Source organism: Pseudomonas sp. GM_Psu_1 (assembly GCF_026544185.1).
GTDB lineage: Bacteria > Pseudomonadota > Gammaproteobacteria > Pseudomonadales > Pseudomonadaceae > Chryseomonas > Chryseomonas oryzihabitans.
Map to the genome: position 1 here is coordinate 17,111 of NZ_JALNUX010000002.1, position 15,056 is coordinate 32,166.

11 protein-coding genes and 2 tRNA genes are annotated in these 15,056 nt (G+C 67.8%); 5 read left to right on the forward strand and 8 right to left on the reverse strand.

Features of this window, described 5'->3' with window-relative positions:
• The first annotated feature begins 107 nt into the window (after positions 1-107).
• On the forward strand, positions 108-254 hold the full coding sequence (locus tag OXS31_RS02750) for a hypothetical protein (RefSeq protein WP_181902038.1): 147 nt from the start codon (positions 108-110) through the stop codon (positions 252-254).
• A gap of 213 nt (positions 255-467) precedes the next feature.
• The gene (locus OXS31_RS02755) at positions 468-1,202 is read left to right on the forward strand and encodes a helix-turn-helix domain-containing protein (RefSeq protein ID WP_044341414.1); all 735 of its coding nucleotides are present in this window, start codon (positions 468-470) and stop codon (positions 1,200-1,202) included.
• Positions 1,203-1,533: 331 nt separating this feature from the next.
• On the opposite strand, the gene OXS31_RS02760 is transcribed toward OXS31_RS02755, so the two are convergent.
• The 4 genes from OXS31_RS02760 to OXS31_RS02775 all read right to left on the reverse strand — a co-directional run bounded on the left by OXS31_RS02760 (position 1,534) and on the right by OXS31_RS02775 (position 7,246).
• Positions 1,534-3,402: a feruloyl-CoA synthase gene (locus tag OXS31_RS02760; protein WP_267397876.1), complete on the reverse strand. Its 1,869-nt coding sequence runs from the start codon at positions 3,400-3,402 to the stop codon at positions 1,534-1,536.
• A gap of 75 nt (positions 3,403-3,477) precedes the next feature.
• Positions 3,478-4,926: an aldehyde dehydrogenase gene (locus OXS31_RS02765; RefSeq protein ID WP_267397877.1), complete on the reverse strand. Its 1,449-nt coding sequence runs from the start codon at positions 4,924-4,926 to the stop codon at positions 3,478-3,480.
• Positions 4,927-4,965: 39 nt separating this feature from the next.
• Complete coding sequence (locus tag OXS31_RS02770) at positions 4,966-5,796, reverse strand: p-hydroxycinnamoyl CoA hydratase/lyase (RefSeq protein ID WP_108581880.1); 831 nt, start codon at positions 5,794-5,796, stop codon at positions 4,966-4,968.
• A 106-nt stretch (positions 5,797-5,902) separates the two neighbouring features.
• Entirely contained in the window at positions 5,903-7,246 is a 1,344-nt protein-coding gene (locus OXS31_RS02775) for an MFS transporter (RefSeq protein WP_267397878.1), read from the reverse strand.
• A gap of 378 nt (positions 7,247-7,624) precedes the next feature.
• Here OXS31_RS02775 and OXS31_RS02780 point away from each other — a divergent pair, with 378 nt between their 5' ends.
• Positions 7,625-8,683: an aromatic ring-hydroxylating dioxygenase subunit alpha gene (locus OXS31_RS02780; RefSeq protein ID WP_267397879.1), complete on the forward strand. Its 1,059-nt coding sequence runs from the start codon at positions 7,625-7,627 to the stop codon at positions 8,681-8,683.
• 10 nt (positions 8,684-8,693) lie between these two features.
• A complete protein-coding gene (locus OXS31_RS02785; RefSeq protein WP_267397881.1) occupies positions 8,694-9,647 on the forward strand; it encodes a PDR/VanB family oxidoreductase in 954 nt (317 codons plus the stop codon).
• 63 nt (positions 9,648-9,710) lie between these two features.
• Here OXS31_RS02785 and OXS31_RS02790 read toward each other — a convergent pair whose 3' ends face one another.
• Positions 9,711-10,418, reverse strand: a complete 708-nt coding sequence (locus OXS31_RS02790; RefSeq protein WP_027596840.1) for a GntR family transcriptional regulator — start codon at positions 10,416-10,418, stop codon at positions 9,711-9,713.
• Positions 10,415-11,320 carry a LysR substrate-binding domain-containing protein gene (locus OXS31_RS02795; protein WP_027596841.1) on the reverse strand — a complete coding sequence of 302 codons (906 nt, stop codon included), beginning with the start codon at positions 11,318-11,320 and terminating at the stop codon, positions 10,415-10,417. The genes OXS31_RS02790 and OXS31_RS02795 overlap by 4 nt, the downstream gene beginning before the upstream one ends.
• 151 nt (positions 11,321-11,471) lie before the next feature.
• Here OXS31_RS02795 and OXS31_RS02800 point away from each other — a divergent pair, with 151 nt between their 5' ends.
• Positions 11,472-14,501 carry an FAD-binding and (Fe-S)-binding domain-containing protein gene (locus OXS31_RS02800; RefSeq protein ID WP_267398221.1) on the forward strand — a complete coding sequence of 1,010 codons (3,030 nt, stop codon included), beginning with the start codon at positions 11,472-11,474 and terminating at the stop codon, positions 14,499-14,501.
• 338 nt (positions 14,502-14,839) lie between these two features.
• Here the strand turns inward: OXS31_RS02800 and OXS31_RS02805 are convergent.
• A tRNA-Asp gene (locus OXS31_RS02805) sits at positions 14,840-14,916 on the reverse strand.
• Between the two features lie 13 nt (positions 14,917-14,929).
• Positions 14,930-15,005 (reverse strand) — tRNA-Val (locus OXS31_RS02810).
• Positions 15,006-15,056: the final 51 nt, after the last annotated feature.

Below are 15,056 nucleotides of genomic sequence, written 5' to 3' on the forward strand. Positions count from 1 at the left end.
TATACTTTGAAATGACATTTCTTTTTTAAAGGATCGCTCATGAATTCCCACAGCTTCACTCGCCAGCCCGGAACGCCCTTCCCACTTCAAAAAGGAATACAGGACCCATGATGAGGGCCGCCGGCCTGGTCATTCGTTGCCTGGAAACGAGGGTGGAATACCTCTTCGGCATTCCCGGGGGAGAGAGCCTGGACTACTCCGAGAACGACCGGCTCCTGCGCCAGGAGATCCAGGAACGCAGCGCGGCGATCTGAGCGGCGGCGCAAGCAAAGCAATGCCCTGACGGCATGATCGGGGCATTGGTGGACGCTCACCTCGGGGCGGGTGGGCCATTGCCATTGAAATGTCTAGCTATCAATAAAGGTGGATAGCAGCGCCTGGACAGCTGACCGGTGTGAGTGACTCACTAGGCGCACACCGGGCGCTCGCGGATAATGGGGCGATAGCTGCCCTTTAGGAACACTCGCTTGAACACCAACCGTCCTCGCCCAGGCGTTTCCGGCGTTGCCTCTGCTGATCGCGTCTTGACCGTTCTCACCGCCTTTCGCATCGGCGATGCCGCCCTGAGTCTCGCCGAACTGGCCAATCGCACCGGTCTGATCAAGAGCACCATCATGCGCCTGGTGGTGTCCCTGGAAAAATACGGCCTGGTGACCCGGCTCGCCGATGGCAACTACATCCTGGCCAGCGAGGTCGTGCGCCTCAATGCCGTCTATCAGGACTCCCACGATGTCGGCCGCCATATCATGCCGCGGCTGCATCAGCTCACCGAAGAGAGTGGCGAAACCGCCTCCTTCTATGTACGACACGGCGCCTACCGACTCTGTCAGTACCGGGTGAATTCCCCGCATCGCCTGCGTCTGCACCTCCAACCCGGCGACATGCGTCCCATGGACCAGGCGGCCGGTGCCCAGGCCCTGCAGACGCCCTACGCGGTGGCCAAGGCGGGGATTACCCCTTTCTACTCCTGCGGTGCCACCGATCCGCACGCCTCTTCCGTCGCCCTGCCCATCTATGACGCCCAGGAAGAGCTGCTGGGTGCTCTGGTGATCTCGGGGCCGGCCAATCGCCTCAGCCTGGAACGCGCCCAGACCCTGTACGAGGTCCTGCGCGAAGCCGCGGATGAACTCACCCGCAGCCTGGGCGGCAAGCCCCTGTACGGCACGGATCAGGCGAAGCGCAAGCCACGCAAGGATGAGTGATCGGGCTTAAGGGCCGGCGGCCCCTGGCGCCAGTCTCCGCCGCCCTCGCGTAACGCCCCTCTCCCACGGAAGAGGGCTGGGATGAGGGATGTCGTCAGCCCCCCTTGTAGGGCTTCGCTACGCTCAACCGCAACCTACGAAAGTCGCGCAGTGGCACTGAACGCCCCCTCTCCCTCTGGGAGAGGGCTAGGATGAGGGATGTCGTCAGCCACTCACCCCCTTGTGGGGCTTCGCTACGCTCAATCGCAACCTACGGAAGTCACGCAGTGGCACTGAACGCCCCCTCTCCCTCTGGGAGAGGGCTGGGGTGAGGGCAACCCCAGCCGCCGAATTACGCCCTGATCAACAGCGGCGCCGTTCCCCGGTAGCAGGCGTCCAGCCGCTCGGCGCGATGGGCCAGGACGCTGCGCTGGTTGAGCGAGCCCTTGTCGGTGATCTCGCCGCGGTCGGCGGATGGTGGCTCTTCCTGCAGGGCGATCCATTCCAGGCGGCTGGCGTTGCCCGAGGCCTCGCGATTGAGGCGCCCCAGCCAGGCGGCGAACCAGTCCTGCACGGGGGCGCTGGCCAGTACCGTGGCGGCATCGACCGTATCGTCCAGCCCGGCCAGTTGCCGGCAGTCCGCCAGGCGTGGAAAGACCAGCAGCCCCAGGCACTCGCGATCCGGCGCCGCCACCACCACATCCTGTACCAGCGGCGTCCCCTCCAGCACCGCGCGATTGCGCAGGGGACCGACGCTGACGAACACCCCGGACGACAGCTTGAAGTCCTCGGCGATGCGGCCGTCGAACATCAGGCCCAGTTGCGGATTGGCCGGGTCGACCAGCTTGAGCGCATCGCCGGAGCAGTAGAAGCCTTCCTCGTCGAAGCAGGCGGTGGTCTGGGCGGCATCGCGCCAGTAGCCGGGCATGATGTGCGGACCGCGGAAGCGCCCTTCCAGCTTGCCGTCCACCGGTACCAGCTTGAGTTCGCAGCCCGGTGCCGGCACCCCGACATAGCCGGCCACCGACAGCGGTCCGGTGGTGAAGGTGCAACTGGGCGAGGCCTCGGTCATGCCCAGGCCGGCCATCATGCGGATGCGTTCGCCGCAGTGGGCCTCGGCGATGCGATCCAGGCGATCCCAGACGCTTTGCGACAGCCCCGCCGCGGCAAAGAAGAACAGTCGCATGCGGGCGAAGAAGCGCTCGCGCAACCTGGCGTCGCGCTCCAGGGCATTGGCCAGCTCTTCCCAGCCGCGCGGCACCGTGAGGTAGGCGGTGGGCGACACCTCGCGCAGGTTGCGCAGGGTCTCGCCAAAGCCCTGGGGCGTCGGCTTGCCCTCGTCCAGGTAGAAGGTGCCACCGTTGTAGAGCACGATCCCCAGGTTGTGGCTGCCGCCGAAGGTGTGGTTCCAGGGCAGCCAGTCCACCAGCACCGGCGGCTCTTCGCCGAACACCGGAAAGGTCTGCAACAGCATCTGCTGGTTGGCGCAGAGCATGCGCTGGGTGGTGGTCACCGCCTTGGGCAGCTTGGTGGAACCTGAGGTGAAGAGAAACTTGGCGATGCTGTCCGGCCCGGTGGCGGCGAAGGCGCGCTCGGCGGCGGCCAGTTCGCCGCGGGCGAGCAGCGCCGCGAAGGCCAGGGTGCTGCGACCCTGCACCTGGCCGCGGGTCGCGATCACCGGTACGTCGGCGGGCAGTACGGTATCCAGCGCCTTCTGGAAGGCCGGGCCGTCGCTGACGAACACCAGCCCCGGCTGCAGCAGACCGCAGACATGGCGCAGCTTGGCGTGGTCCTGGGACAGCAGCGCATAGCCGGGTGACACCGGGCAGAAGGGAATGCCGGCATAGAGCGCCGCCATGGCCAGTTGCAGGTGCTCGGGGTCGTTGCCGGAGAGAATCGCCAGCGGACGCTCGGCGCAGAGGCCGAACTCCAGCAGCGCGGCGGCCAGCTGGCGCACCCGCTGCAGCATCTCGCCATAGGAAAATTCGCGCCAGGCGCCGCCGGCCTCCCGTGCGGCGAAGAAGGTGCGGTCCGGTGCCACTTCGGCCCAGTGCAGCAGGCGATCCAGCAGCCGCGGCGGCGGTGGGGTCAGGGCTTCCTGGGAGGCCATGTAGAGCAGTCCCCCGCGCTCTTCCACCGTGACCCCGGGGTGGCCCAGGGTCACCGGGCGATAGCGCAGCGGCTGATCGGCGGGCGCGCGGGTTTGCGTGACGTGACTCACCTTGAATTCTCCTCTGGGCTGGCGCCCGGAGGCGCCTCTTATTGTTGTTGCAACAGGAGCTAGGGACTGCGGACGCTAGATCGGGTAGTGACGTGGCCCCGTCTGCAGCGTCACCCAGCGCAACTGGGTGAAGTGGTCGATGGAGGCGCGCGAACCGAAGCTGCCGTAGCCGCTGGACTTGACGCCGCCGAAGGGCATCTGCGCCTCGTCGTGCACCGTGGGGCCATTGATATGGCAGATGCCGCTCTCCACCCGCTGGGCCAGCGCCAGGGCGCGAGCGGTGTCGCGGCTGAAGATGGCGGACGAGAGACCGAATTCGGAGTCGTTGGCCAGGCGCAGCAGGGCTTCGTCGCCCTCGGCACGGATCACCACCGCGACCGGTCCGAAGGATTCCTCGGCATAGAGCTGCATCTCGGCGGTGACGCCATCCAGCAGGGTCGGCTGGAGGATGCTGCCGTCGAGCTGGCCACCACAGACCAGCCGGGCGCCCTTGCCCACGGCGTCGTCGATCATGGCCTTGATGCGGGTGCCGGCGCTGGCGTCGATCAGCGAGCCCAGCACCGAGTCGGCTGCACTGGGATCACCCGCCTTGAGGGTGCGCACCTTGGCCGCCAGGCGCTCGACGAAGGCGTCGGCGATACGGCTGTCGACCAGCAGGCGCTCGGTGGACATGCAGATCTGCCCCTGGTTGAAGTAGGCGCCAAAGGCTGCCGCGGCGACCGCCGCATCCAGGTCGGCGTCTTCCAGCACCAGCAGCGGCGCCTTGCCGCCCAGTTCCAGCACGGCGGGCTTGAGATGGCGCGCCGACAGCTCGCCAACGATGCGACCGACCCGGGTGGAGCCGGTGAAGTTGACCCGCCGCACCGCCGGGTTGGCGATCAGCCGTTCGACGATGGCCGGGGCATCCTCCGGGGCGTTGGTGACAACGTTGACCACGCCGTCGCCCAGCCCGGCGTCCTGCAGCACCTGGCCGATCAGCCGGTGCACGCTCGGACTCTGCTCCGACGCTTTGAGCACCACGGTATTGCCGCAGGCCAGGGGCATGGCCAGGGCGCGGGTCCCCAGGATCACCGGCGCGTTCCAGGGCGCGATACCCAGCACCACGCCACAGGGCTGGCGCAAGGCCATGGCGAAGCTGCCGGGAACGTCGGAAGGGATGACTTCGCCCTGGATCTGGGTGGTCATGGCCGCCGCCTCGCGCAGCATGTTGGCGGCCAGGTGGACGTTGAAGCCGTACCAGTTGGCCATGGCTCCGGTCTCCCCGGCCAGGGCGACGAATTCGCCACTGCGCGCCGCCAGGCCATCGGCTGCCGCCAGCAAACGGCGGCGGCGCTCGCCTGGCGGCAACGCCGCCCAGGCGGGAAAGGCGGCCTGGGCCGCGGCCACCGCGGCGTCGGCATCGTCCAGGGTGGCGGCGGCCACCGTGGAGACCACCGCGCCAGTCACCGGATGGCAACGCTGATAGCTGCGACCGTCGCCGGCCGGGCGGCTGGCGCCGCCGATGAGCAGGGATACCTCGACCATGACGCTACCTCTTGTTGTTGTATGTGGGGCGGTGGCGATCTAGCGCTTGTAGGTCTGCAGACCGGGCTTGATGCTCTTGTCGTCGAGGAATTGCTTCATCCCCTGCTCCCGCCCGCCTTCCGGATCCTGCAGGCGCGACTGGTCGAGCTTGGCATAGAGGTAGTCCTCGTTCTGCTCCCAGGTCAGCTCGCGGCAGCGCTTGAAGCCGACCTTGGCGGCGCGCAGCACCACCGGATTCTTGTCCAGCAGCTCGCGGGCCAGGGCGGTGGTAACCTCGCGCAACTGGTCGCGCGGCACGCTCTGGTTGACCAGGCCCATGGCCGCGGCCTCGGGACCACTGAAGGTCTTGCCGGTCATCACATAGTAGAGGGCGGTGCGATGGCCCACGGTATCGGCCAGGGCCTTGCTCACTAGGTTGCCCGGCGGGATGCCCCAGTTGATCTCGGACAGGCCGAAGGTGGCCTCATCGGCGGTGATGGCCAGGTCGCAGGCCACCAGCGGACTGAAGCCGCCACCGAAGCACCAGCCGTTGACCATGGCGATGGTCGGCTTGGCGTACATGCGCAACAGCTTCCACTGCCACTGGGAGGCTTCGCGGCGAATCTTTTCCTGCAAGATCTCCGGGCCGGCATCGGTCTCGCGGAAGTATTCCTTGAGGTCCATGCCCGCGGTCCAGGCCTCGCCGGCACCGGTCAGCACCAGCACGCCGGCAGTGGCGTCCTGCTCCAGGGTTTCCAGCACCTCGACCATCTCGCGGTTGAGGGTGGGGCTCATGGCATTGCGTTTTTCCGGACGATTGAGCGTCACCCAGGCGATACCGTCCTCGATGTCCACTTTGACCGTCTGCCAGCGTCCGTCGTAACTGCCCATGGCGTGTGCCTCTTGTTGTTGGGTGGGTATGGCACTGAAGCTACGCCAGGGAATTAGTTAAGTCAATTAACTATTTTTGGCAAAATGATGACCCTGCCAAAAGCGGCTAGCCCAGCGCCTTGCCCGCGGACACGCTCAAACCTGCTGACGTCGGCCGTCCTTCGGGGCGGGTCAGCAGGAGCAGCAGCCCCGCCGCGACGAAGACGCCAGCAAAGACCAGGTACAGCCGCAGCGGCGGCCACCCGTTATCGAGCAGCAGTCCTGCTACTACCGGCGAGAGAATGGCGCCCAGGCGACCAATCCCGATGCCCCAGCCCACCCCGGTGGCGCGCACCTCGGCGGCATAGGCCAGTGCCGGCAGCGCATAGAGTCCGGCGACGCAGCCATTGGCAAAGAGCCCGATCAGCAGCCCCATGGCCAGGGCGCCCAGGTAGGAACTGTCCATATGGGCGAAGGCCACCAGCAGTAGCGCGGTGGTCAGCATGAAGCCGCCCAGCGCCCGGGACAGCGGCAGGCGAGCGAACAGCAGACCCACCAGGGCGGCGCCAAAGATGCCGCCCACGCTCAGCAGCACGCCACCGGCCACCCCCTGCTGCTCGGAAAGCCCCAGGGTGGTCAGCAGCTTGGGCGTCCAGCTCATGATGAAGTAGAAGCCGAACATGGCCAGAAAGAACAGCGTCCACACCAGCAGGGTGGTCCGCCGCAAGGCCGGAGCCAGCAGCCGGCCAACGGTGCCGGCGGCGCTGGGGCTTGCCACCTGCGGTGGCAGCGCGGCGAGCTCAGGCTGGCCAAGTCGCCGCGCCAGGCGATTGACCTGTACCAGGGCCCCGAACGGCCGCCGCGTGAGCAGAAAATCCAGCGATTCCGGCAGACCAAGGAGCACCAGTGGCAGGGCGCCCAGGGTGATGAGGCCACCCGCGCCGAAGACCGCGCGCCAGCCCCAGTGCGACAGCAGCCAGACCGCCAGCAAGCCACCCAGGGTCGCTCCCAGCGCATAGCCCATGCCCTGCAGGCTGACCGCCAGACCCCGCCAGCGGCGCGCCGAGTATTCGCTGGCGATCACGTTGCTGCTGGCCAGTACTCCGCCCACGCCCAAGCCGGTGAGGCCGCGCAGCAGTGCCAGTTGCAGCGGCGACCCCGTCAGCGCCGAGAGCAGCATGCCGCTCCCCGAGAGCAGCAGGCAGACCAGGATCAGCCGGCGGCGTCCCCAGCGATCGGCCAGCGGCGCCAGCAGCAGCGAACCGGCCGCCATGCCGACCAGGCCGGCGCTGAGCAGCAGCCCTACCTGAGCACCGGAGAGTCCCCACTCGCGGGATACCGAGGCCGCGGTAAAGGCCATCACCAGCACATCGAAGCCATCGATCATGTTGAGCAGGATGCACACCAGCACGGCCAGGTACTGGAAGCCGCGCATGGGCCCCCGGTCGACGATCTCGCGCAGATCGGTCATAGCCCACCTCGCGCAACGAACAGGTGACGGCGACCGCGCGGGACGCGCCCGGGATTGGACGGAAAGACAGCGAGGCGTACTGACATGGCGAGCATCCTTGGGTTCTTGTTGTTGGAATCTCAGCCCGCTAACGCTGGCAAATATGGATCCAATCCACAAGATGCCGCTTTCCAATCGAATCCAGGCGCCAGCCTCTGTCCTGCCCGGAAAGCGCTGGCCGATCAAGGCTATTCCCTTCCCTTAAGGCCCAGATCACTGGCCAATTACTGGGCGATTATCGAGCAGCAATCGCCCTCGACGACCTGGCAGCCGCATTGACACCCCTAAAGACCTCAATCGATTATTGGATCCAATACACAACAACAAGAGGTCTCGTTCATGTACCCGAAGAACGCCTGGTACGTCGCCTGCACCCCCGACGAAGTGCAGGACAAGCCCCTGGGCCGCCAGATCTGTGGCGAACCCCTGGTCTTCTATCGTGACGCCAAGGGCCAGGTGGTGGCCCTGGAAGACTTCTGCCCCCACCGTGGCGCGCCGCTGTCCCTGGGCTTCGTCCGCGACGGCACCCTGGTCTGCGGCTATCACGGCCTGGAGATGGGCTGCGGCGGCAAGACCCTGGGCATGCCCGGGCAGCGGGTCGGCGTCTTTCCCGCGGTGCGCCCCTATGCCGCCGTCGAGCGGCACGGCTTCGTCTGGGTCTGGCCGGGCGACCAGGCCAAGGCCGATCCCGCGCTGATCCCCCACCTGGAATGGGCCGAGAGCCCGGACTGGGCCTATGGTGGCGGCCTCTATCACATCCAGTGCGACTACCGCCTGATGATCGACAATCTCATGGATCTCACCCACGAGACCTATGTCCACGCCTCCAGCATCGGCCAGAAGGAGATCGACGAGGCGCCGCCGGCCACTCGCGTCGAAGGCGACGAGGTCATTACCAGCCGGCACATGGAAAACATCTCCGCCCCGCCCTTCTGGCGCATGGCCCTGCGCGGCAACGGCCTGGCCGATGACGTCCCGGTGGATCGCTGGCAGATCTGCCGCTTCACCCCGCCCAGCCACGTCATGATCGAGGTAGGCGTGGCCCATGCCGGCCATGGCGGCTACGACGCCCCGGCGGCGGTCAAGGCCGCCAGCGTGGTGGTGGACTTCATCACCCCTGAGACCGAGACCTCCATCTGGTACTTCTGGGGCATGGCGCGCAACTTCAAGCCGGACGATGCCGAGCTCACCGCCAGCATCCGCGAGGGCCAGGGCAAGATCTTCGGCGAAGACCTAGAGATGCTCGAACGCCAGCAGCAGAACCTCCTGCGCTATCCCGAGCGCGGCCTGCTCAAGCTCAACATCGACGCCGGCGGCGTGCAGTCGCGGCAGATCATCGACCGCCTGCTGGCCGCCGAACAGGCCGCCACCGGCATCCCGGTCCGGCAGATCGCCTAGGAGACCTCCCATGCTCGACCTGATCGTCACCGCCGTGCAGCGCGAGGCGCCCACCATCCTGGCCTTCGACCTGGCCCGCGCCGACGGCGGCCCCCTGCCCGGCTTCGCCGCCGGCGCCCATCTGGAGATCGCCCTGGGCGACGGCCTGCTGCGCCACTATTCGCTGTGCGCAACGCCCGAACCCGCCCCGACCCGCTATCGCATCGCCGTGCTGCGCGTCCCCGACTCCCGCGGCGGCTCCCAGGCCATGCATCGCCTGCAGGTGGGCGATCGCCTGCTGGTCAGCGAGCCGCGCAATCTGTTCGCCCTGGTGCCGAGCGCGCGCCGCACCCAGCTGCTGGCCGGAGGCATCGGCATCACCCCCCTCCTGGCCATGGCCGAGCAGCTCTATCAGCAGGGCGCGCGTTTCACCCTGCGCTATCTGGTGCGCGACCGCGAACACGCGGCCTTTATCCCCTGGCTCAAGGCGCGACCCTATGCCGAGCAGGTCAGGGTGCATTTCGACCAGCACGATCCGGCGCTGAGACCCAACTTCCAGCACCTGCTCGGCCCGGCGGCGCCGGACGACCACCTCTATGTCTGCGGCCCGGCCGGCTTCATGGCCGCGGTGGTGGACGCCGCCCAGGCCCAGGGCTGGCAACCCGGCCAGATCCATCGGGAGTATTTCGCCGCCGATCCCGCCGCCCAGGGCGAGCAGCGCCCCTTCGAGGTGGAACTGGCGCGCAGCGGGCGCCGCGTGCAGGTACCGGCCGAGCGCAGCGTGGTCGAGGTCCTGGCCGATATGGGGGTCGTCCTGCCGGTGTCCTGTGGTCAGGGCCTCTGCGGCACCTGCCTGACCCCGGTGCTGGCGGGCGAACCCGAGCACCGCGACCTCTTTCTCTCCGCGGCCGAGCACGCCGCCAACGACCGCTTCACCCCCTGCTGCTCCCGCGCCAAGGGCGAGCGGCTGGTGCTGGATCTCTGACGACCCGAGCCCACCTAGCCTCCCCCTCTCCCCCTGGGAGAGGGCCGGGGTGAGGGAACCGGCCTACACCAACACCCGCACCGCCCCCGCCTCCCCCTCTTCCCCACCGAACCAGCGTGCATAGCCCAGGGTCGCCTGGGCGTGCTCGCGCATGATGCCCTCGGCACGGGCGCCCTGGCCGCGCACCAGGGCATCGAAGACCGCATGGTGCTGCAGATGGGCGAAGTTGAAGCGGCGGTATTCGCGCTCGAGATTGTCGGCATCCACCGCCAGCGCGCTCACCGAGGCGAAGGGCAGATGCTCGTGGCGGCCCAGGGCCAGGCCGATGGCCGGATTGCCGCTGGCCGCGACGATGGCCTGGTGAAAGGCCCGGTTGAGATCGTGGTACTCCTCCAGATCCTCCAGCAGCACATGCCCCTTGGCGAACAGCAGATCGCCCCGGCGCAGGCAGTCTTCCAGCCGGGCGCGCGTCGGCGCGTCCAGGCCACGCTCGGCGGCCTGGCGCGCGGCCAGGCCCTCCAGCACCCCGCGCACTTCCACGGCGCCCTCCAGATCGGCACCGGTCAGCGCCCGCACCTGATAGCCGCGGGCACCGCTGCGCTCCAGCAGGCCTTCCTCGGCCAGGGTGCGCAGGGCCAGGCGCACCGGCATGCGCGACACGGCAAAGCGTTCGGCGGTGGGAATCTCCGCCAGGCGTTCGCCCGCGCCCAGTTCGCCGGACAGGATCATCTGCCGCAGCGCGGCCAGTACCCGCTGTCCCGGCTTGCTCATGGCTGTCCCTCTCCTTCATTGATCTCGGCCAGCAGCCACTGCCGAAAGGCCTGCAGCGACGGCAGCCCCTCGTTGCGCGGCGGATAGACCAGGTAATAGCTGCGGCGACTGACCAGCGCCGGCCCACAGGCCAGCAACTCGCCCTGGGCCAGTTCGTCCTCCACCAGTACCCGCGGCACCAGGCCGATGCCGATGCCGGCGCGTACCGCCTGGATCAGGTGCGAGGTCAGCTCGAAACTCGGCCCCGGGCGCATCGCCCGATGCGGCAGCTCGTGATGCCGGAACCACTCGCCCCAGGCTTGGGGATTGTTGGCCACGCCCAGCAGCAGCTGGTCGGCCAGGGTGGCAGGCGTGGCGTCCGGCAATTCCGCCAGGGTCGCCGGGCTGGCGATCACCACCAGGTGCTCGGCTTGCAGCGGATGGGCACGGAGCCCCGGCCAGTCCCCGCTGCCGACGCTGATGGCGGCATCGATCTCGCTGGCGGCGAAGTCCACCGCCTGGATGCGCGAATGCAGGTGCACCAGCATGCCGGGGTGGGCGGCATAGAAGTCGCCTAGGCGCGGCAGCAGCCACTTGGAACCAAAGGTCGGCAGCACCGCCAGGCGCAGGGTGCCCTGGCCGGAGGCGAAGGCCATGGCCTGCAAGGTGGCGCTGCGGATCTGCCCCAGGGCCAGGCCCAGTTCGCGACTGTAGGCGCGACCGACATCGGTAAGGACGATCTGCCGCCCCTCGCGGCGAAACAGCGTCAATCCCAGCAACTGTTCCAGGGCCTGCACCTGGCGACCGACGGCGCTCTGGGTCAGCGACAGCTCCTCGGCCGCCCGGGTATAGCTCTCATGGCGCGCCGCCGCCTCGAAAGCCAGCAGCAGCGACATGGAGGGCGTCAGGCGACGGTGATTCATTCAGGATCTTCCGGCATAGGCGGCGGAATCTTCGGTTGTGGCGCCGCCGCGCTGTGGTGAGAATGCCTACTATAGCCAGAAAAGGTCGACGCCATTCCTTCGCTCGCTGAAGGAGACGGCCGTCCGCCGCCAGAGAGCCCGCCTGATGAACATGATCGCCCGCCTGCCGGCCCCGGCGCCCCTCGCCGCCGCCTACACCGACTTCCTGACCACCCTGGCCGCCAGCGGCTTCCAGGGCGAGATCGCGCTGGACCATGCCAGCCGCACGGTCATGGCCACCGACAACTCCATCTATCAGCGCCTGCCCCAGGCGGCGGTCTTTCCCAAGGACAGCGCTGACGTCCAGCGCCTGGCCCGGCTGATGGGCGAGTCGCGCTTCCAGGGCGTGGTCCTGACCCCGCGTGGCGGCGGCACCGGTACCAACGGCCAGTCCCTCACCGATGGCATCGTGGTCGACCTCTCCCGCCACCTGAACCAGATCCTCGAGATCAACGCCGCGGAGGGCTGGGTGCGGGTGCAAGCAGGCGTGGTCAAGGACCAGCTCAACGCCGCGCTCCGGCCCCACGGCCTGTTCTTCGCCCCGGAGCTGTCCACCTCCAACCGCGCCACCATCGGCGGCATGATCAACACCGACGCCAGCGGCCAGGGCAGCGTGACCTACGGCAAGACCCGCAACCACGTGCTGGAGCTGGATGCCTACCTGATCGGCGGCGAGCGCCTGCAGAGTCGCCCGGTGGACAACGCCGAGCTGGACGCCCTCTGCGCTCGCGACGACCGCACCGGCGCCGTCTATCGCTGCGCGCGGGACATTGCCGAGCAGCAGGCCGACCTGATCGAGGCGCGCTTTCCCAAGCTCAATCGCTGCCTGACCGGCTACGACCTGGCGCACCTGATCGAGGCGGACGGCCGCTTCAACCTCAACAGCGTGCTCTGCGGCGCCGAGGGCTCCCTGGCCTTTATCGCCGAGGCCAAACTCAATGTCCTGCCGATTCCCAAGTATTCGGTGCTGGTCAACGTCCGCTACGCCAGCTTCATGGACGCCCTGCGCGACGCCCGCGCCCTGATCGAACTCAAGCCGCTGTCCATCGAGACGGTGGATTCCAAGGTCCTGCTGCTGGCCATGCAGGACATCGTCTGGCACAGCGTGGCGGAGTATTTCCCCGAAGACGTCGCGCGTCCCACCCTGGGTATCAACCTGGTGGAATTCAGCGGCGACGATCCCGAGGAAGTGGATGCCCGCGTCCAGGGCTTCCTCGAGCACCTGCGCCAGGACCCTACCGTCGAGCGCCTCGGCCACACCCTGGCCGTCGGCCGCAATGCCGTGACCCGGGTCTACACCATGCGCAAGCGCGCGGTGGGCCTGCTCGGCAACGTCCAGGGCGAGATCCGCCCGCAGCCCTTCGTCGAAGACACCGCGGTACCGCCCGAGCGGCTGGCCGACTTCATCGCCGAATTCCGCGCCCTGCTCGACGGCCACAACCTGCAATACGGCATGTTCGGCCACGTCGACGCCGGGGTGCTGCACGTGCGTCCGGCGCTGGATCTCAAGGACCCGCGCCAGGCGGCGCTGGTCCGGCCGATCTCCGACCAGGTGGCCGCCCTGACGCAGAAATACGGCGGCCTGCTCTGGGGCGAACACGGCAAGGGCGTGCGCTCGGAATACGCGCCGGCCCTTTTCGGTGACCTCTATCCTGCCCTGCAGGCGCTCAAGGGCGCCTTCGATCCGCACAACCAGCTCAATCCGGGCAAGATCGCCACCCCGCTCGCCAGCGGCGCCGAGTTGCTCAAGGTCGATGGCGTGACCCTGAGAGGCGAGCTGGACCGCACCCTCGACGAGCGCGTCTGGCAGAGCTACGGCACCGCCATGCACTGCAACGGCAACGGCGCCTGCTACAACTACGATCCCGACGACGCCATGTGCCCGTCCTGGAAGGCCACCCGCCAGCGCATCCATTCGCCCAAGGGCCGCGCCGCCCTGATCCGCGAATGGCTGCGCCTGCAGGGCCAGGCCGGCATCGATGTCCTGGCCCCGGCGCCGCGTGGCGCGCTGAACTGGCTCAAGGCCCTGCCGCAGCGCTGGCGCAATGGCCGCCAGGCCGAGGCGGACTTCTCCCGCGAGGTCTATGACGCCATGGCCGGCTGCCTGGCGTGCAAGTCCTGCGCGGGCCAGTGCCCGATCAAGGTCAATGTGCCGGAATTCCGCTCGCGCTTTCTCGAACTCTATCACCGTCGCTATCTGCGCCCCGTCCGCGACTACCTGATCGGCTCCCTGGAATTCAGCCTGCCGCTGTTCGCCCGCGCCCCGGGCCTCTACAACGCGGTGATGGGTGCGACGCCGATCCAGCGGCTGTTCGCCGAGCGCATCGGCATGGTCGACAGTCCCCTGCTCAGCCGCTTCGACCTGGTGCCGGTCATGCATCGGTGGCAGGTGCAGATCGCCACGCCGGAGCGGCTGCTGGCGTTGAGCGAGGAAGAGCGCGCCAGGACCGTAGTGGTGGTACAGGATGCCTTCACCCGCTACTTCGAGACGCCGCTCACCGCCGCCTTCCTCGAACTGGCGGCCCGGCTGGGCCAGCGGGTGTTCCTCGCGCCCTATCGCGCCAACGGCAAGCCGCTGCAGGTGCAGGGTTTTCTCGGCGCCTTCGAGCGCACCGCACGGCGCAACGCGGCCCAGCTCGCCAGCCTGGCCGGCTTCGGCGTCAAGCTGGTGGGGCTGGATCCGGCCATGACCCTGGTCTATCGCCAGGAATACGCCAAGGTCCCCGGCATCGCCCGGATGCCCGAGGTCCTGCTGCCCCAGGAATGGCTGCTGCAGGTGTTGCCGAAAGAGCAGAAGGTGGTCGGCGACAAGGTCTATCGCCTGCTCGGCCATTGCACCGAGAAGACCAACGCCCCGGCCAGCGTCAGCCAGTGGCAGCAGGTGTTCGAACGCCTAGGTCTGGGCCTCAAGCCGGAAAGCACCGGCTGCTGCGGCATGTCCGGCACCTATGGTCACGAGGCACGCAACCTGGCGACCTCCAAGGTGATCTACGACCAGTCCTGGGCCCGCGCCGTGGCCGTCCCGGCGGAACAGGGCGAAGCCCTGGCCACCGGCTATTCCTGCCGCAGCCAGGTCAAGCGCATCGACGACCGCCGCCTGCGTCATCCGCTGGAAGCGGTGCTGGATGCGGTGCGGGGCTGAACGCTCCTGCCCTCCCCCTGATCGCGGCCATGGGCCGCTCCTACAGCGGTATCCGTGCCTGTAGGAGCGGCCCATGGCCGCGATCAGAACCCTAATGCAGAAGCAGCCATATCGGCGGAGCACCGCGGCCATGATTAATCAGTAGCGAGGAAAACCGCGCAGCGTTTTCCAGGGGCATGCGAACAGGCCGAAGGGCAAGAACCCTCGACCCAAGCAAGCTACATAGAGAAGGAAAAACCCGAGAAAGCCCGACCAGAAAAATCGCGCCCAAACGAAAAAGCGGCCACTAGGGCCGCTTCTCGATGGTTGCTGGCGTTCAGGACCAGACAACCCTTGAATGGCGCAGCGGACGGGACTCGAACCCGCGACCCCCGGCGTGACAGGCCGGTATTCTAACCGACTGAACTACCGCTGCGCATTACCTCGAGTGGTGGGTGATGACGGGATCGAACCGCCGACCCTCTGCTTGTAAGGCAGATGCTCTCCCAGCTGAGCTAATCACCCGTTTGCTCTCGAAGTGGGGCGCATTCTACGGAGGGGTTTACGACCTGGCAA